This window comes from Bacteroidota bacterium (assembly GCA_016213405.1).
Classification (GTDB): Bacteria; Bacteroidota; Bacteroidia; order Palsa-948; family Palsa-948; genus Palsa-948.
This window is the reverse complement of the sequence record JACRAM010000098.1, coordinates 1-18,210: the sequence shown is the minus strand read 5'-3', so window position 1 is coordinate 18,210 and position 18,210 is coordinate 1. Positions and strand designations below refer to the sequence as shown.

The 18,210-nt window shown below is 38.6% G+C and carries 21 protein-coding genes; 5 read left to right on the top strand and 16 right to left on the bottom strand.

The window, feature by feature from the left end; genetic code table 11:
* Positions 1-158: 158 nt before the first annotated feature.
* Genes HY841_11955 through HY841_11935 form a run of 5 tightly spaced genes read left to right on the top strand, consistent with a single transcriptional unit; the run spans position 159 to position 4,732 of the window.
* Positions 159-1,217, top strand: a complete 1,059-nt coding sequence (locus HY841_11955; GenBank protein MBI4931472.1) for a nitrous oxide reductase accessory protein NosL — start codon at positions 159-161, stop codon at positions 1,215-1,217.
* Positions 1,218-1,271: 54 nt separating this feature from the next.
* Positions 1,272-2,537 carry a nitrous oxide reductase family maturation protein NosD gene (locus tag HY841_11950; protein MBI4931471.1) on the top strand — a complete coding sequence of 422 codons (1,266 nt, stop codon included), beginning with the start codon at positions 1,272-1,274 and terminating at the stop codon, positions 2,535-2,537.
* A complete protein-coding gene (locus HY841_11945) occupies positions 2,531-3,271 on the top strand; it encodes an ABC transporter ATP-binding protein (GenBank protein ID MBI4931470.1) in 741 nt (246 codons plus the stop codon). The genes HY841_11950 and HY841_11945 overlap by 7 nt, the downstream gene beginning before the upstream one ends.
* A gap of 13 nt (positions 3,272-3,284) precedes the next feature.
* Positions 3,285-3,899 carry a hypothetical protein gene (locus HY841_11940; protein MBI4931469.1) on the top strand — a complete coding sequence of 205 codons (615 nt, stop codon included), beginning with the start codon at positions 3,285-3,287 and terminating at the stop codon, positions 3,897-3,899.
* Positions 3,900-3,949: 50 nt separating this feature from the next.
* Positions 3,950-4,732, top strand: coding sequence for an ABC transporter permease subunit (locus tag HY841_11935; GenBank protein MBI4931468.1), 783 nt, complete (start codon positions 3,950-3,952; stop codon positions 4,730-4,732).
* 46 nt (positions 4,733-4,778) lie between these two features.
* On the opposite strand, the gene HY841_11930 is transcribed toward HY841_11935, so the two are convergent.
* The 16 genes from HY841_11930 to HY841_11855 all read right to left on the bottom strand — a co-directional run bounded on the left by HY841_11930 (position 4,779) and on the right by HY841_11855 (position 18,060).
* Positions 4,779-5,690, bottom strand: coding sequence for a bifunctional molybdenum cofactor biosynthesis protein MoaC/MoaB (locus HY841_11930; GenBank protein ID MBI4931467.1), 912 nt, complete (start codon positions 5,688-5,690; stop codon positions 4,779-4,781).
* Positions 5,691-5,693: 3 nt separating this feature from the next.
* The gene (locus tag HY841_11925) at positions 5,694-6,140 is read right to left on the bottom strand and encodes a molybdenum cofactor biosynthesis protein MoaE (GenBank protein MBI4931466.1); all 447 of its coding nucleotides are present in this window, start codon (positions 6,138-6,140) and stop codon (positions 5,694-5,696) included.
* Positions 6,118-7,281 carry a molybdopterin-synthase adenylyltransferase MoeB gene (moeB, locus tag HY841_11920; GenBank protein ID MBI4931465.1) on the bottom strand — a complete coding sequence of 388 codons (1,164 nt, stop codon included), beginning with the start codon at positions 7,279-7,281 and terminating at the stop codon, positions 6,118-6,120. Before moeB ends, HY841_11925 begins: the two co-directional genes overlap by 23 nt.
* A gap of 6 nt (positions 7,282-7,287) precedes the next feature.
* On the bottom strand, positions 7,288-7,521 hold the full coding sequence (locus tag HY841_11915) for a MoaD/ThiS family protein (GenBank protein ID MBI4931464.1): 234 nt from the start codon (positions 7,519-7,521) through the stop codon (positions 7,288-7,290).
* On the bottom strand, positions 7,505-8,083 hold the full coding sequence (locus tag HY841_11910; protein MBI4931463.1) for a molybdenum cofactor guanylyltransferase: 579 nt from the start codon (positions 8,081-8,083) through the stop codon (positions 7,505-7,507). The genes HY841_11915 and HY841_11910 overlap by 17 nt, the downstream gene beginning before the upstream one ends.
* Positions 8,080-8,829, bottom strand: a complete 750-nt coding sequence (locus HY841_11905) for a sulfite exporter TauE/SafE family protein (protein ID MBI4931462.1) — start codon at positions 8,827-8,829, stop codon at positions 8,080-8,082. Before HY841_11905 ends, HY841_11910 begins: the two co-directional genes overlap by 4 nt.
* Positions 8,830-8,845: 16 nt before the next feature.
* The gene (locus HY841_11900; protein ID MBI4931461.1) at positions 8,846-10,030 is read right to left on the bottom strand and encodes a molybdopterin molybdotransferase MoeA; all 1,185 of its coding nucleotides are present in this window, start codon (positions 10,028-10,030) and stop codon (positions 8,846-8,848) included.
* Between the two features lie 95 nt (positions 10,031-10,125).
* Positions 10,126-11,175, bottom strand: a complete 1,050-nt coding sequence (moaA, locus tag HY841_11895; GenBank protein MBI4931460.1) for a GTP 3',8-cyclase MoaA — start codon at positions 11,173-11,175, stop codon at positions 10,126-10,128.
* The gene (tatA, locus tag HY841_11890; protein ID MBI4931459.1) at positions 11,111-11,302 is read right to left on the bottom strand and encodes a twin-arginine translocase TatA/TatE family subunit; all 192 of its coding nucleotides are present in this window, start codon (positions 11,300-11,302) and stop codon (positions 11,111-11,113) included. Before tatA ends, moaA begins: the two co-directional genes overlap by 65 nt.
* Before the next feature lie 36 nt (positions 11,303-11,338).
* On the bottom strand, positions 11,339-11,590 hold the full coding sequence (locus HY841_11885; GenBank protein ID MBI4931458.1) for a twin-arginine translocase TatA/TatE family subunit: 252 nt from the start codon (positions 11,588-11,590) through the stop codon (positions 11,339-11,341).
* Positions 11,591-11,636: 46 nt separating this feature from the next.
* Positions 11,637-11,843 (bottom strand): twin-arginine translocase TatA/TatE family subunit, encoded by a 207-nt coding sequence (locus HY841_11880; protein ID MBI4931457.1) that lies wholly within the window; start codon positions 11,841-11,843, stop codon positions 11,637-11,639.
* Between the two features lie 86 nt (positions 11,844-11,929).
* Positions 11,930-12,586 (bottom strand): molecular chaperone TorD family protein, encoded by a 657-nt coding sequence (locus HY841_11875; GenBank protein MBI4931456.1) that lies wholly within the window; start codon positions 12,584-12,586, stop codon positions 11,930-11,932.
* 121 nt (positions 12,587-12,707) lie between these two features.
* Positions 12,708-13,856, bottom strand: a complete 1,149-nt coding sequence (locus HY841_11870; protein ID MBI4931455.1) for a T9SS type A sorting domain-containing protein — start codon at positions 13,854-13,856, stop codon at positions 12,708-12,710.
* Positions 13,857-13,897: 41 nt separating this feature from the next.
* A complete protein-coding gene (locus tag HY841_11865; GenBank protein MBI4931454.1) occupies positions 13,898-16,789 on the bottom strand; it encodes a molybdopterin-dependent oxidoreductase in 2,892 nt (963 codons plus the stop codon).
* A gap of 249 nt (positions 16,790-17,038) precedes the next feature.
* Positions 17,039-17,278 carry a hypothetical protein gene (locus tag HY841_11860; protein ID MBI4931453.1) on the bottom strand — a complete coding sequence of 80 codons (240 nt, stop codon included), beginning with the start codon at positions 17,276-17,278 and terminating at the stop codon, positions 17,039-17,041.
* A gap of 71 nt (positions 17,279-17,349) precedes the next feature.
* Positions 17,350-18,060, bottom strand: coding sequence for a Crp/Fnr family transcriptional regulator (locus tag HY841_11855; GenBank protein ID MBI4931452.1), 711 nt, complete (start codon positions 18,058-18,060; stop codon positions 17,350-17,352).
* Between the last annotated feature and the right edge of the window lie 150 nt (positions 18,061-18,210).

Here is an 18,210-nt window from a genome sequence, read left to right as displayed (position 1 = left end):
TTTGCAAAAGAAGGTTACTACAGTTTATCGGCAAACTACAAACGATTAAAACTTTATGAAACCGCTGTATGCGTCTAAGCATGTACAGTGGTGTGAGAGGTGGCGAAGTTACTTTGTACCTTCGCTTCCTACTTTAATTAGAAATCAAAAACTGAAGTATGAAAAATTTCACACGTATTATTGTTCTGATAATTTCACTTTCACTTATCGTCAGTTACTTTGTACCGATGTGGTATATTGACTTAGATGCTCCGCAATATCCCGAAGGACTTGGAATGAAAATATGGCTGAATAAAATGTCAGGCGATTTGAATAGAATCAATGGTTTGAATCACTATATCGGAATGAAAAAAATATATCCCGATGCAATTCCGGAATTAAAAATAATGCCTTATCTCATCGGCTTGCTCATTGTAGGTGGGCTTGTTGTAGTCTTTGTAAGAAAAAAATGGCTGTATATGTCATGGGCATCGTTCTTTGTAATTATAGGGATTATCGGTTTGATGGATTTTTATTCATGGGAATACGATTACGGACATAACCTTGATCCGCATGCAGCCATCAAAGTACCCGGAATGAATTATCAGCCACCAGTTTTAGGAAGCAAGCAACTGCTCAACTTCACTGCGTATTCTTATCCTGATATTGGAGGAACCATCATAATGGGAAGTGCTCTGCTCGCTTTGCTTTTTGTGTTTGTTGAATTAAAAAAAGTTCGTGTAGTGCAGAAAATTAAAAAAGCAAATCACCATAGAAATTTTTTTTCTACCATCATGCATAAAAGCGCAGCAGTTATGTTGTTGGCTTTTTTTCTGACCTCGTGCAGCATCGAACCGCAACCCATTCAATATGGAAAAGAACAGTGCGTGTTTTGCAAAATGACCATTGCCGATTCTCGTTTCGGTTGTGAACTGCTCACTAAAAAAGGCAAGGCGTATAAATTTGATTCCAACGAATGCATGATAAATTATATTGTGAAAAATAAAATTGGAGAAGAAACTATTTATACGCTTCTTACCACCGATTTTTCTTCGCCCGGCAAATTTGTAAATGCGGAGAGCGCATTTTTTATTATTGATTCTGCCTTTCAAAGCCCGATGGGAGCCAACCTTGCAGCGTTCGCAGAAAAAAAATCTACCGGGCAGTTTCATGCAAAGTATGACGGAAAATTTTTAAGCTGGGAGCAAACTTTTCAGCAGGTTAGCGAAAAGAATTAATAGCAAGTTGTTCCGCTAAATTTTTTACTTTTATAATGTTCTATCGTATTTATTATGCAAACCCCCATTCGTAATTACATCATTCTATTTTTTTTTGCAACGCTTTCCTTTTTCGGAACATTTTTAAATTTTGCCAATGCAAATGTGATAAAGGTTTGTCAGCAATGCCCCATTGCTACTGTTAAGCAAGGCATTCTTGCAGCAAACAATGGCGATACTATTATCATTAAAAAAGGAAATTACAGGGAACGGAATATTATCGTTAATAAATCCATTACCATTCTTGGCGAAAATTATCCGGTGATTGACGGAGAAAATAAAGGTCAGATTTTTTTTATCAAAGCCAACAGCGTGACAATAAAGGGATTGCAGATACAAAATGTAGGAAACAGTTATGTTGAGGACTGGGCGGGGATAAAAATTTCCAATGCAAAAAACTGCGTGATTAAAAACAATAAATTATGTAACACTTTTTTTGGAATTTATTTTGCCAAGTCAGAAAATTGTACTGTCCGAGGCAATGAAGTAACAGGTACTTCCAAAAACGAGATTGAAGCAGGCAATGCAATTCATCTGTGGTATTGCAAAAATATGTTAATTGAGAATAATCATTTAACAGGTCATCGAGATGGTATTTATTTTGAATTTGTTACAGAGAGTAAAATTTTTAATAACATTAGCACCAAACAGATTCGCTATGGAATGCATTTCATGTTTTCACATCACAATGAGTATTATCAAAATAAATTCACAGATAACGATGCGGGAGTAGCCGTGATGTATTCTAACCACATTTATATGCACGAAAATACTTTTTCAGACAATTGGAGTCCCGTTTCTAATGGAATCCTTCTAAAAGGGATATCCGATAGCCGCATTGAAAAAAATATTTTCGAACACAATACCGTTGGTCTTTATGCTGAAGGTTGCGACAGGAATGAAATAAAAAACAACAACCTTGTTAAGAACGGCTGGGCGGTTAAAATCATGGGTGACTGCAGCGATAATCATTTTGAAGAAAACAATATTACCGCTAATACTTTTGATGTGGTTACTAATTCTTCTCTCAGCCATAATTTGTTTGAAAGAAATTTCTGGAGCGAATACACCGGTTATGATTTGGATAAGAACGGTACAGGTGATATTCCGTACAGGCCGGTAAAACTGTTTACGTATATTGTAGAGAATATTCCTTCGGCAATTATTTTGTTGCGCAGTTTGTTTATTGATTTATTGAACCTGGCAGAAAAAGTAACGCCAGTAATTACACCGGAAACATTGACCGATAACAAGCCGATGATGAAAGAAATAAAATGGTAGAAGTCAAAAACATAGAAAAATCATTTGGAAAGCTTACGGTGCTGAAGAACGTGAATGTATATATTCCCAGAGGGAAAGTTGTTGCTGTTTTGGGTCCGAATGGTTCAGGAAAAACAACGCTCATCAAGTGCATTTTAGGTTTGGTACTTCCCGGTAAAGGAGACATTCTTATTGGCGGAGAAAACATAAAAAATAATTGGGAATACAGAAACAACATTGGCTACTTGCCGCAGATCGCTCGTTTCCCCGAAAATTTATGTGTCAGCGAATTATTCAGGATGATTCAGGATATGAGAATGAACAAAGGTAATGGCACCGATCCGGAAAAAAATTGCACAAACTTAGTTTCCCTTTTCCAGGTTCAATCGTTCTTATGCAAGCCGTTAAGAAGTTTGTCGGGCGGAACGCGGCAAAAAGTAAATGTGATTCTCTCACTCATGTTCAATCCTGATCTATACATTTTTGACGAACCCACGGTTGGCTTAGATCCGATTTCCTGCGTACGCTTCAAAGAAAATATTCTGGATGAAAAAAATAAAGGAAAAACTATTTTACTCACCACTCACATTTTAAGCGAAGTAGAAGAAATGGCGGACGAAATTATTTTTCTGCTGGAAGGAAAAATATATTATCAGGGCAGTCCGAAAGAATTGATGACAGATAAACAAGAAAACACACTTGAAAAAGCAATCGCAAAAATGTTGGAAGAACACGATCAAAAAATTACACAATAAAAATAAAACAACCATGAATAAAACAGAAACGGTAATTACATTATTTCTCTTTGGAATTTTTTCAATCCTCACAAGCTGCTCAAACGACAAAGAAAATAATCAACAGGCGAATGAAAATGATAAAATCACACAAGCTTTTATGAAGTGGACTGTAAGTGCTATAAAAGCAGGAAAGTATAGTCCTGCCGATTCCTGTAACTCCTCTTATTTTGCCAATCACAAAAAAAACGAGAAGTTAGAGGAAGGATTAGGATTGCCCGATAAAAGTAAATTCCATTATTTATTTACCGACATCAATAATGATAAACAACTTGATGCACTTGTAACGTTTCATCCTGTATGTTGCACATGCAGTGATACAACAGGCAAAGTGGTGCCACAGGCACAGGTTATTATTATTTCAAATCAAAACGGCTACGCAGCTAATGATACTTTCTTTTACCATTTATTTGCTGATTCTATGAATATAAATATTGATATAGACTCAACAGTGGCTAATCAGTTTTATGGCACCTATTTTAAAATTGGCAAGCAAGATACCAGCGTTGAACAATATCAAAAATCAATTTCAATTACTTTCGAAACAAGAGAAATGAAATTTATTAAAAGGAAAAGAGATAAAAAATAGAATAATATTTTTTTTCTTGCTGAAAATATTTTATTCTTTTCATGTAACCCATGTTGAAAATTTTTAAATACAGTTTTTATGATGTGTTGCGCAGTCGTTGGACCGTGCTGTATTTTTTGTTCTTTCTTGTTTCCACTTTTGCACTGCTTTATTTCTCTGGAAATATATCAAAAGGCATTGTCAGTTTGATGAATGTAACGCTCACCATCATACCGCTCATCAGCACCATCTTTGGTGTGATGCACTATTACAATTCACGTGAGTTTATGGAATTACTCTTATCGCAGCCAATCAAACGAAGCAATATTTTTATCGGACAATATCTCGGTTTATCCATTTCACTCTCACTCAGTTTTGTGGCCGGAACATTTATCCCATTTTTGGCTTATGGCATTTTTGTTTCTTCAGAAATTTGGAATTTTTCATTATTGATTTTTATTGGCGCTTTGCTCTCGTTTATCTTTGTTGCTCTTGCCTTTTTAATTTCTATATTAAATGAAAATAAAATCAAAGGATTCGGAATTGCAATTCTTATGTGGCTTTGCATGGCTGTAATTTATGATGGATTAATCCTGATGGTATTTGTTACATTCAATGATTATCCGCTGGAAAAAGCAGCAGTCATTCTGACCACGTTCAATCCGATTGATCTTTCCCGAGTAATGATTTTACTAAAGCTGGATATTTCTGCACTGATGGGTTACACTGCGGCTGTGTTCAACCAGTTTTTCGGAACTAATAGCGGAATGATTATTTCATTGCTCTCCTTGATTACCTGGGTAGTGTTGCCCATTGTATCATTTCTTTTCTTTGCGAAGAGAAAAGATTTTTAGGTGACATTAATTCAAAAGAATTTGTTTACTACTATAAATTTATTTTTTAATAGTGTTGTGCCCCTTCAATAATCCTGAATATGTGAAGTATAGAAGGGAATAAAGCGTCCATGGTTTCTTTTGCACCTTTAGTTGAACCAGGCAAGGCAAGAATAAGAGTGTTGCCTTTCATTCCTGCAATTCCTCGTGAAAGCATGGAGAAGGGAGTTCGATCCTGCCCGTAATTTCTTGCTGCCTCCATAATGCCAGGAATTTCCCGGTCGAGCAGGGGGCGAATTGCTTCGGGCGTGACATCTCTTGGCGAAAGACCTGTTCCCCCTGTAAAAATTATTATATCGTTTTTTAATTCATAATGTTTCTTCACTTTACTTTGGATATCTGTAGTCTCATCGGGAATAATAGAATAATCAAAAATTGAAACATTGCATGATTCTAATTTTTTGATAATCGCTTTTCCTGCTTTGTCTTCTTTTTCCCCTGCTGAAATGCTGTCGGAGCAAACAATCACGGCCGCTTTCAAATCTTTTCTGAATTTGTCTGTGAAATCAGATTTTCCGCCTTTCTTTTCTTTTAGTTTGATAGAACTAATTTCAATTCCTTTGTCAATTGGCTTCAGCATATCATAAATTGTAAGCGCCACTACCGATGCTCCGTGCATGGCTTCCACTTCAACACCTGTTTTGTAAACTGTATGCACTTCCATTTCAATTTCAATTTCCATCTTGCGAATCTCATAACGTATTTGTGTGAACTCGACCGGCATCGGATGGCAATCCGGAATCATATCACTGGTTTTTTTTACGGCAAATAATCCTGCAGTGCGTGCGGCTTCAAGCACATCTCCCTTCGGAACAGTTTTATTTTTTACTGCTTCAATGGTTTCTTTTTTACTCACTTTCACTACGGCAGTTGCAATTGCCTTCCGATGTGTTGTAGATTTATGCGTTACATCAATCATAATTTATTTTATATTTTCTTTCCATGAATAAGTTTCGTCTTCAAACATTTCTTTTCCAAAGATAGGAACACTGGCTTTAATTTCTTCAACGACCCATCGGCAAGCATCAAAAGCAATTGCCCGATGCATCGATGAAGTAAAAACAAAAAGAGAAATTTCTCCTGCTTTCACTTTTCCTATGCTGTGATAGATATGCATGCAGATAAGATCAAATTTTTCGAAAGCAGCTTTCCGTATTTCATGAAATTTTTCTTCGGCCATTTCTTCATAGGCAGAATAGTCAATAGCTTGAACTATTTTTCCGTTTATCTCATCACCTCGCACTTGTCCAAGGAAAATATCATGTGCACCAATTGTAGTTTTTGAACTGTGCCTTGCAATAGCGTCAGCAATAAACTGCGGACTTATTGCAGCATTCACAAATACCTTATGCTTTTTCTTGTCGTTCATGTTTTTGTTTTTCTCCGAATATTTTTATCCATTCCATCACCCCTCCCTTCAGGTTGTAAAGATTTTGGAAACCAAATTTTTCATATAAAAGTTCTATGGCTTTTCTGCTTCTATTTCCGCTACGGCATATCACAATTACTTTTTTGTCACGATAAATTTTATGAATATGTTTTTCAATTTCTCCAAGGGGGACTTTTAAATCGTTGAGTTCGGAAACCTCAGGCATTTCATTGGGCTCTCTGACATCCAGCAGTTGGATTTTTTCTTCGGATGCAATCAGGGAAAAAAGTTTTTCCGATGAAATTTCCCGGATAGGTGGTTTATTGTTTTTTATGCCGCAGAAATAATCGTAATCCGTTTTTCTGAATGCTTCGGCACTTTGTGGAGCTGATTTTATCGCTTCCGGATTTCTTTCTATTGCAATCGTATGAAAATTCATTGTTAGAGAATCTACGAGCAGAATTTTTCCGGAAAGAGTTTTTCCTATGCTGGCAATAATTTTAATGACTTCATTCGCCATGAGTGTTCCGATAATCCCCGGCAATACACCCATCACACCAATTTCAGAACAGGAGGGGGCTGACTCTGCTGGAGGTGGTGAAGCAAACAAACAACGGTATGTTGGACCAAATTCTTTTTTGGAGTTTTGATAATTAAATACAGAAACTTGCCCCTGAAATTTGAATATAGAACCTGACACCAGTGTTTTTCCTGACAATACACAAGCATCGTTTACCATGTAGCGGGTTGAAAAATTATCGGTGCCGTCAACTATAATAGTATATTCTGAAAAAATCTCAATCGCATTTTGAGTGCTGAGTTTGCTGTTTATGCTTTCAATTTCTATAAGTGGATTTTGTTTAGAAAGTTTGTATTTAGCAATCTCCGATTTTAATTGTCCCACATCATTAATATCGTACAATACTTGTCGCTGAAGATTTGTTTCATCCACTGTATCAAAATCAATAATTCCGATTTTTCCAACTCCGGCAGCTGTGAGATACATCAGAACAGAACAGCCTAAACCTCCTGCACCAATTATCAGCACTTTAGAGTTTTTTATTTTTTCCTGACCTTCTATTCCTATTTCAGGAAGCAGAAGGTGTCTGCTGTAACGTGTTATTTCTTTTTCTGAAAGCATAGTAATTTATCCTCCTGCAAATGGAGGCAACAAAGCTACAACATCGCCTGCATTTAATAATTGATTCTCTTTAATAATTTGTTTAGAAACAGCAATCACGAATTGATAGTTTTTCAATTTTGGAAAATCATCCAGCATTTTCTGCTTAAGAGCCTCTGTGTCATTAACATCATTAATATTCAACTGAGTTTTCCCCACAACTTCAGCCAAGGAACCGAAAAGGTTAATTTGAATACTCATGATTAGTTTTTTTTATAGTTCGGTATTCTTCAGGTGTATTTATGTTTTGAAAATGATTTTCTGAAAATGAAATTGTTTTTGTTTTGAAATGCTTTAATGCTTTTTTCATTTTCCATGCTTCAATTGTAATAAGCTCTTTAAATTTGTTTCTGCAAACCGAAGAATACACCGCACAAAGCGGCTGTACTTCACCTGAAAATTCGGAAATAGTAATTTCGTAGCCGGAAGAAATATCAATAATTTGTTTTAAAATACTGCTTGTGAGAAAAGGCATGTCGCAAGCGACAATTAAATTTTTTTCGCTGGCGCTGAATGATAGTGCCGTGTGAATTCCTCCCATTGGTCCGCAATCTTTAATTAGGTCAGCGTGAACTTTATATCCAAGGTAATCATAATTATTTTCATTTGAAATTATCATAATTTCATCCACAACCGGTTTCATTGCATCAATAATTCTTTCAATAATTTTTTTCCCATCAACCATAAGCAAACCTTTAGCAGCTCCCATTCTGGAATTTTTTCCACCTGCCAGAATCACTCCTGTAATTTTTTGTCTGTTCATTTTTCGCTCACAGTTAAAAGTTTTACGCTCGCAATTACTAAAACAACCGAAAGAATTTTTTTAAGAACCGGGTTGTTTAATTTTCTGCTCCCAAAATACGCGCCTGAAAACCCTCCAAGAAGTGCAACGAATACCCATACATAAACTGAATGGTCAATGGATACACCATTGCTAAATACCCCGGCAAGACCAGAAACAGAATTTACAAAAATGAAAAGCGCTGAAACAGCTGCCGTTTCTTTCATGTTTCCCCAATGAAGTAAAAGAATTATTGGCGAAAGAATTATTCCTCCTCCAATTCCAATTATTCCGGATAACAATCCAATGAGCGCTCCAAGGGCAAACGCCCATGTGCGATTAATTTCTTTCTCCGATTCATTTCCTTTTCCGAAAATCCCAAATAACCTGAGAATAGGGAAAATCAAAATCACTCCGAGAATTTTTTTGTATAAAAATGCGTCAAGAGTTATATATGCACCCATGAATGAGAAAGGAATGGAAGCAATGGCAAACGGAAAAAATAATTTCCATCGGAAATGTCCGCCTCTGTAATATTCATAGAATGCAATTAATGAAACGAAAATATTCATTAAAAGCGCAGACGATTTCATAACCGATGGTGCAATTCCGAACAACGCCATCAGTGCAAGGTAGCCGCTTGCTCCGCCATGCCCGACTGATGCGTAGAGAAAAGCCACTATAAATAACAGCAGGATGAAAAGCCAATATGTTGTTTCAGTATTCATTTACAATATTCTGAGTTTAGGGAAGAAAATGTATTTCAACCTGTTCTTCGGAAGCAATGTTTCCTTTTTCGGCAGGCAAATAAATCAGGCAATCTGCTGTGGCAAAGGAACTGATATTATTTGATTCTTGTCCCTGAAGTATATTCACTTTCCCGTCAGATATTTTTCCTTTCAGAAATAATGCGAGCCCTTCTTTCTTTTTAGTGCTGCCAGCAACAGGCATCATTTGTTTTTTGAGAAATATATTTTGATGCCCTTGCATAGTTCTTATCGCAGGAAGAGCATATTCATAAAAACAGCTTAAAGCAGCAGCCGGATTTCCGGGCAATCCAAAGATCAAGCACGAATTCAGTTTTCCGAAGAAAAGCGGTTTTCCCGGTTTTTGAGAAACTTTATAAAAAATATTTTGTGCGCCAAGTTGTTGCAACGCTTTGCCGACAAAATCATATTTTCCTACTGAAATTCCGCCCAATGTTAAGACAATATCTGACTTTCCTATAGCGATTTTTATTTTTTCAATAATTTTTTTTTCATCATCGGCAACGAATAGAATTTCTGCAGATGTAACATGTATTGTTTCGAGGGCGGCTTGGATGCAGTAAGAATTGGATTCATATACTTGTCCGTCACGAAGGGAATTTTCGGATTTGACAAGTTCGTTTCCTGTTACAATTACAGTAACTCGAGGATTTGAAAAAATTTTTGCTGTTGCAATTCCTAAGCTTGCCAGAAGACCCATTGCTCCTGGATTAATAACCTGTCCTTTTTTCAATACAATCTCTCCCTTTTTTATTTGCGAGCCAGTTTTTCTGATGTTTGACTCAAGTTCAAGTGAAGAGTCATGAATAATTAACTTTCCGCTTTCAACAGCAACTTTTTCCTGCACCACTACTGAATCGGCTCCATCCGGAAGCTTTGCACCTGTGAAAATTCTTGTTGTCTGACATTCTTGTATTTTTTCTGCAAAAGGAATTCCGGCTGCCGATTCACCGATGATTTTTAATGGAATTGATTTTTGAAAATCCGAAAACCGGATAGCGAAACCATCCATTGCGGATTGGTCAAAAGGCGGATAAGGGATAGGAGAAACAATATCTTGAGATAAAACGCAATGAAGCACTTCGGAAATATTTTTCTCAACTGATGGAAGTTGAAATGAATAATCTGCAATAAGGTTTTTCGCCTCTTCTACTGAAATCATTTTTTCTATTTTAAAACGAAGATGAAAATAGTGCTAAAGATAATCAATGACGCAAATCATTAAAGTATAACGGTGAATCAGGAATGAACTGAAAATCAACCTCCAATACTCACCATGCATCTTGTTGAAGAATATTCGCGCTCGGCATTTACCGTGTCAAGATCACTTCTGCCGCCCTGCATGAATTCTTTTTTATAAACCGATGATGTAATCAGAGGAGCAATGTCTTCTCCCTTTCTGAGTGGAGTAAGAATGTCTGTTTCTGATTTAGCAAAAAGGCAGTTGCGTAATTTTCCATCTGAGGTGAGTCGTATCCGATTGCAACCTTCACAGAATGGTTTTGAAATTGTGCTGATGAAAGCAAAAGTTCCTGAATGACCTGAGATACAGTATTTTTTTGTAGTGTCCTGGAGTTTGTCTTTTAGTTTTATCACTTCGTAACATGCTCTTATTTTTTCAAGCGCTTCTTCTTGTGAAACAATTTTTTCTTTATCCCATTGGTTCCCGTTGAAGGGCATAAATTCAATGAAGCGAATGTGTATAGGGAAATTTTTTGTCCAGGCAATGAAACTGAGTATCTCATCATCATTCACATTTCTCATCAGCACCACATTCACCTTTACATGAAAATCATTCATCACCAGGAGATGAATGTTATCAAACACACGATTAAAGTAATCTCTTTTAGTAATTGAAAGAAACTTTTCCCTATTAAGCGTATCCAGACTTGCGTTCACAGATTTAACACGAGCATTTTTGAAATCATCCAGATATTCATCCAGATATACTCCGTTGGTGGTGACCGCCAGCTCTACTGGATGTACGGACAGCAGGTTTATGATCTCCCGAAAATCCTTTCTTAGCAGAGGCTCTCCACCGGTGAGGCGGATTTTTTTTACTCCCATTTTTACAAACACCGAAGCGATGCTGTTAATTTCATCGGCTGTCATTCTCGGTGCGTTTGCAAAAAATCCCTTAGGCAAATCATCCGGCATACAGTAAGAGCAACGCAGGTTGCATCTGTCTGTCAGCGAAATGCGCAGGTAATCATGAACGCGATTGAAACTATCAGTCAGCATACTAATCTTTTTTGGCAAGTTCTTTCGTTTCGGTTTCGATACCCTCTTTCGCTTTTTTAAATTCATTCATTCCACGTCCAAGCCCTCGCATGAGTTCAGGAATTTTTTTGCCTCCGAAGAGAAGAAGAACAACAATAACAATCAGGATGATTTCGGTTGTGCCGAGCATTCCAAGTAAAATGGTGGTAAACATATTTTTTATTTTATTAGTTTCATTTTTTTTGATTATTCAGACAGATTCTTTTTTTTGTTCTTTTTGATGTTTTATCTGCTCGTCCATCATTATCTGCATGACATCAGTTTGTTTTTTTATTTCATGTACTTCTTGAGAGAGTTCGTTTTTAATTCCATCGGTTACATTTTGCATTTCACGTAGCCCCTTGCCGATTCCGCGCGCGAGTTCGGGTATTTTTTTTGAGCCGAAGAAAACAACCACAATGAGCAGAATGAAAAATAGTTCACTTCCTCCGATGTTAAACATAAAAGCACGATAGTTTGTTTTTCAGTATATTAATATCAACCGCAAATTAATCCTTTTTGGCAAATTCCTGTTTGACAAATTCCTGTGTTTCGGTTGTTATTCCTGCTTTAGCTTTTTTAAACTCATTAATTCCCCTGCCGAGTCCTCTCATCAGTTCAGGAATTTTTTTGCCTCCAAAAAGAAGAAGCACAACAATGGCAACCAGAATTATCTCCTGAGTGCCGAACATTCCAAGTAAAATAGTTGTAAGCATATTATTAAGGTTTAATGAATTGGTTTAATAAATTATTTAGTATAGTTGAGTATATTTTCATTATGGAGAAATGATGAATATCATATTTATCTTTTTTTAATTTTCTCAGGGAAATCCGGAACAGGTGTATCCAGAACAAATCTTTTCAGGCATTTAGCCAAAAGCAGATAATATTCATTTTTTGATCCATCCAACATCTTATCACAAAATGCAGGCACCCATTTTATGAAATGTTTGTTAAAGAACTCCGATTGGCTTCGCCATATTTTTTTTGCCTTCTTCAGGTCTTTTTTCTGAAATGCTTTCGTTTCAAGAAAAATCAGGTAGTATAAAAATTCAGTTTCAATGGCTATGTGGTCGGGCACATCCTTTATTTTTTCATTATACCTCAACCCCATTCTCTCATAAAAACTCATTACCCAAAGTGTTACATCACTCATTAATATATATTCCGTGCCGAAATAAATTGAACTGTAAGGCGGAGCAACCATCTTTGAAGGACCAATAAAAAGGCGGGTATATTCAACCAATAGATTAGTGTGGGTGTGTTTCTGAATTTCTTTTTTTAAAAAAATTGCATCGCTGGCACAATCCGGACAAACAATCTTTAGTCCAGCCACCAAAGTGTCAAACACTTTAGGGCTGTCAATTATTGCCTGATCCGGCTGACAGAGCAACGCAGTAAAAATATTAAAAACAGTTGCTCTTGCTTTTTCAACGGTTAAGAATTCTTGATGTGTCATACTAATTTGTTTTGTCAGAATATAGAAAAACTAATGTACAAAAAAATACCGTCTCAATTATTACATCAAGACGGTATTAGTTTGCCGTTTGTTGTTAAACCACAAACTACAAACAATTCATCTACCTCGCGATAATTATATTTTCCGTCATGATCACACCTTCTTTTGTTTTCAAAGAGCAGATATAAGTTCCGTTAGATAAACCTGACACATCAATTTTAGTTTTATGCACTCCTGCCGCAAGGTTTTCTTTGGAAGTTTCCACTACTTCTTTTCCGCTCATGTCATAAAGCGATATGGAAATTTCTGAAGAGTTGTTAAGCTCAAATTCAACTGTTGTATTATCAGTGGCAGGATTAGGATAGATGTTAAGTTGCCCGATAATCGGTGTAACACTGGCTTCTTCAGTACTAACCGGAACCTGAGATTGTGGTCCAATGTAAAATACATTTGGACTGGTTCCTAGCCCTTGTGCTTGCCAGTTCAAATCATTATTAGTTGTTAAATTATTTTTTAGAGTTAAAGCAGTATTAGCTGCCAATAACTGGGCTATCTGGCTGCTTGGATTATTCTGGTCACCAAAAATACGGGCGCCTGCTGGACAGGAAACCACGCAATAAGGTTCTTCGCTGTTTAACAAACGATGTTCACAGAAATAACACTTCTCAACTGTATTGGCTGGACGAACTGCATTGTAATAGGGATGTGTATAATCATTCTTACAGGGAGGAGCAGTTCCTGCTGCTGCTGCCACCGCTGCAGGAGAGGATGTTCCACCGGCAATAACTTCAGTAGTATCTTCCCAATAAGGATGTGAAGAAGTTCCAGCAGGATTGTAATGGTTTACCGACCATTGTACTCCATCAGAAATAACATCAAGAGAACTGTAAGGGCAACTTCCCATACAAGCCAGACCGCAACCGGCAATTATCCCGGCTTGGCATCTCAGATCGTCCCGCATAGTAATGCCTGCGGTTGTTTTCCATATTGCCTTATTGCCATTGCCATCAGGCACAACCGGACAAGCATTCACACATGGCGGGTCATTGATAGTTCTTTCACCGCAGTGGTTGCACAACACAGGCGTTACATGAAATTCTGTGTTTGGAAAAGTACCCTTGGCTATCGCATGAAAATCAGCCCAGTTGTATTTTCTGCCATTCACCAAATCTTCATGCCTGGTGTTGTTTTCGGTTTTGCAGGCAATGGCGCATGTGCCGCAGCCAATGCACTTGCCCAGGTCTATTAACATTCCATATTTTACTGCCATAGTTGGTTAGGTATTAATTGTTTTTTACTTTATTTTTTACGTTAGACTTTTACTAATTGCACTCCGCAGTATCCTCCGTTCCTTACGTTCGCCCCAGACAATCTTTCCCATTCAGCAGGCATAAACTGGTTGTTGCTGCCGGCTCCGAATTTTGGAGTCAATGTTGCAAAGTCTGATGCGAACCTTCCGTAAGCCCAGTGCCCTTGCCCGTAGGTTTTGGCAACGGTTCCCTGTCTGACACCCTCATAGAGTTTTACTGTTACCTTGACTCCAACAGAATTAACTGCCGAAGTTATCAGAACTCTATCTCCATCAACTACGTTAAGCGCAGCGGCATCAATAGGATTTATTTTGATACAGTCGCCCCAGTTGTTATCTCCCGGATCCAGCTTTTTAAACTGATAGTACAGCGGGTTGTTCTGGCTTCTTCCTTCGCGGTTGAAGCGAGATTTTGAATCAATAAATGTGAACGGAAACAGTGCAAGAGAACCTATGCGGTATGGCGGCTCGTAATGAGGCACATAAGCCAACTCGCCTTGTGCAGTGTAATTGCATGCCGTCATCACATCATCAACCGTTTTGCCCGTCCATTTTGGTGAGGCATTTATAGCAACAGTGGTTGCAATAGTTCCTGCCAAATCACCGGAAGTATTTACTGGTGCAGTAGCTGTGAAGTCTACACCGTATGCCACCCCGGTCAGAACAATAGTTGCCGCAGAACTTGTTACCGTAATACCTGCAGCCAAAAGAGCGGCAGCATTTGCTGTTTTAAAGTTGGCAGCCGTTGTAGTTAAATTACTAGCGAAAGTAGCAGTGTATGGAGTTCCTGCAATAGTGATGTCAGCTGTACCGCTTGTTCCTGTTAAAGTAACTGTCATTACCTTTTGATAAGAATCAGCAGCGTGTTTATTCAGTTCCTTTTTCAACGTTTCGCTGTAGAATTCAAACTTCTTGGTTTTTGTTCCCATATTACCCCACTGATACATGTACTGTGACTGGGTAGATGAAGAAACTCCTTTCAGTTTCCAGGTTGCCCATGTGTCGCCCTGCGCGTTGTAAGAAGGATAAGCAAAGAATTTTGAAACTATCTCAGCAAAAGTGGCTTCATCCGTAGGCAGTGCACCGGTTTCCGGGTCAATAAACTTAGTGGAGTAATAGTTGTAAAGATTGGCAAAGCCCTGTGCCTGAAGTTCCAGAGAAAGCAGCCATGGAATTTCGGTTTCCTCATCTTTCACATCAAACAAACGGGTGGCAACGGGCTGCATCAATGTCATCTCGGTAAATCTGTTAGCCGAAGAGGTAAGTACTCCCCATCTTTCAGTGCTGAATACTGCAGGCAAAAGAATATCGGCAAACTGCGATGCTTCCGATGCGTGAGTGGTGATGTGCGCCATCCATGGAACCATGTTGGGTACGCCCGTAGTGAATGCATCCTCCCATCGCTTAGCACCTGTGGCTGAATGGAATGTGTTATTATAATAAATCAGCGCAGCTTTTATATCATAAGGGTCGGCTGCCAGAATATTATCCACAGCTGCCTGCATGGAATTGGCGGCTCCTATTGTTTTATCAATAAAGGGCTGTGACAAAAGGGCTCCCCTCTTATCTATGTAAGCTTTTGAAAGCCCAGTTGTTGCTGTAGCGTCCTGAAAAGTACTGTATGCAGGAAGCGAAGCAGCCGATTTTGATGGCTGAACCATCGGACCTCCAATATTTCGTGTTGAGCCAAGCAGCCCATTAAGCGCTTGAATTGCCATAGAGGTATAAGCGCCTCTCGGAGTCATAGTAGGACCGGGTCCCTGCCATGAAATTACATTGGGTGCTTTGTTTCCCATTTCATCGGCAATTGCCTCAATATCGGTTTGAGAGATGCCGGTGATGGGAGCTGCCCATGCCGGAGTTTTGTCTTTTAATTCAGCGTTCCACCATTTAACAAGTCCGTAAGTATATATTTCGGTAAAGTCCGATTCCACAGCAGTTGTATTGGCTACAAAAGAACTGGCGCCTGAACCATTGAAATCACCTACAAATGGCTTGTACCATTTTCCCTGAACAAGTATGCGGTGTGCAATAGCGCTGGCTAAAGCGCCATCGGTTCCGGGAATGATTGGAGCCCATTTATTATTATTGGTGGGAGACTTTGCCTTAATAGCGCTTGCTGCAGAACCAATCAAACAAGGATCAACTACAACAACTGTGGCATTGTTTCTCAAATAATCCCATCGTTGCATGGCGCGGGGGGGCTGTCGGTTGGAACGGAAAGGATCCACGCCCCAGAGTAAAAGAAATTTTGTTTTTTCCATGTCGTAATCACGATAGCCCCAAACGCCTTCGGTGAAGTAAGGTCCGAATTTTTCGGCTTCAGCGCAGAGGGTGCTGTGCGTATATTGGTTGGGAGAACCGTATATTTTCGGAAGGGCGGTTTTAATAACATCTGAATTATAAGGAGTGTATCGTCCGCGCATGAACAGAAATTTTTCCGGTGTGCCTGCATTGCGGAGAGTCATCATTTGTGTGGCGAGGGCAGTGATGGCAGCGCTCCATGTGATGGGTGTCCACTGTGGATCAACACCAACGCCTTTGGTGGGATTGGTACGCATCATCGGCACTTTTAATCTGTCCGGATCATAACCTTCCTGTGGCGCCATGTGTCCTTTCGGGCAAAGCATTCCGGTGTTGCAAACGGAAATTTGGTTACCACGCACTTTCACAGCCCTTTTAATTGCGCCTGTGGTTTGCTGATACACCTCGTTGGGGCACCAACTGGTGCAGCCGTGGCAGGTGGATGGAATCCATGTTCCTCCGGCAAGGGCGCCAGGGTTTTTTGTTTTTTTACCAACTAATGCAAATGCTTCGAGCACCGGATTGAGTACCATAACTCCAACACCGGCAAGCCCGATAGTTTTTAAGAAGTCCCTTCTTTTGATGTCCATAGATGTTTATGTTAAATTGGTTTGTGTATTTTTCCCTATGCAGGTAATTTTTATTTTAATAATTCTCGGGTCAAAGGAAACGGGATTGCCTGAATTAATCAATGACCAAGTTCATAAGCAATCAGAACAGATGAAAGTTTTTTGTTTGCGAAATAGCAAAGAATGGTTATCGGTTTTCTGGTTGTAAATCCTATCTTTCATAAAAGCATTTTCCTGTTTTTGGAAAAGCAATGAGGTGCGTAAAAAAAATTACTCTATATTATTTTTTTCGTCTATGAATTTTATTAATTCATTTATTTCATTTCTGAATTTTTCTTTCCATTCATTTATTTGTTTTTCATCTTTCAGATAAAAGCTTCCGAAGGCAGCGTAGGCATGTGATGCAATCCGATAAGTTCTGTTTTTGATTTCCGTAAGATGATTTTCATTTACAACGGGTTGCTGTCCGTTTGAGGTTTTGCCATTGAAAGATATCTTTGACTTGTTCATGCGGTTGTGTTTTAGTTGGTGAGTGTTTTTCTTTAACAATGTTCGCCCTGATAATCCTTCTGAACAATAATTCACTGGTGATACTCCGCCACAATTTCTTTTAGTTTATCGGGCTGGAGCATGGTGATAGTGCTTCCGCAGGTGGCAATAATATTTTCAGCGCGGAATTCAGAAAGCAGGTTAATTGTTTTGCCGGTGCTGATGCCTGCAATATCGGCAATATCTCCCCGTAAAACCTTTTTGCAGAAGGGCGCTCCATTCCCGTTGCATCCAAAAGCTTTATGTATGGTTAACAGCGCTTCCGCCACTTTTTCTCTCGTGTTCATGCTTGCCTGATGACAAAAACTTTGTTCTATCTTTTCCAATTCCTTTACATAGGTCAGCAGAATATTTAAATGAAGCGCTGGATTTTCTTTCAGCACATGTGCAAAATCTTCTTTGGGGATCTGGCAGATTTGAGCATCTTCAAAAGCGCTGGCGGAGAGGCGGTAAGAGGAGATGTTTTCCATAGAGCTTCCCCTGAAACCAAACAACTCGCCTTCTTTGATAAAACGGATGTATTGTTTTTTCAAATAGATGTTTTCTTTCCACAGCCCTACAACTCCTGACAGAACAAAATAAATTTGAGTGGCTGGAAAATGTTCGTGAAAAATAATATCATCTTTTTTCTGCCTGGTGCATATTGCCGATTTATTTAAAAATAATTTCTGCACCGGTGTGCAGTATTTTTCCAGCAAATGATTTTTGCTTACAATATCGCAGGGAAAAGAATTATGGTGCATGAAAGTATTAATTTTAATGACCCCGGCATGAACTCCCTGTGGTCTTGCCACAGGGATGAAATGCCGTTGCGCGAAGCGCAAAAGAGTATGTTTACTTCATGGTAGACACGAGCGAGGAGATATGGTACTGGCATCACAATGTATCGGAGT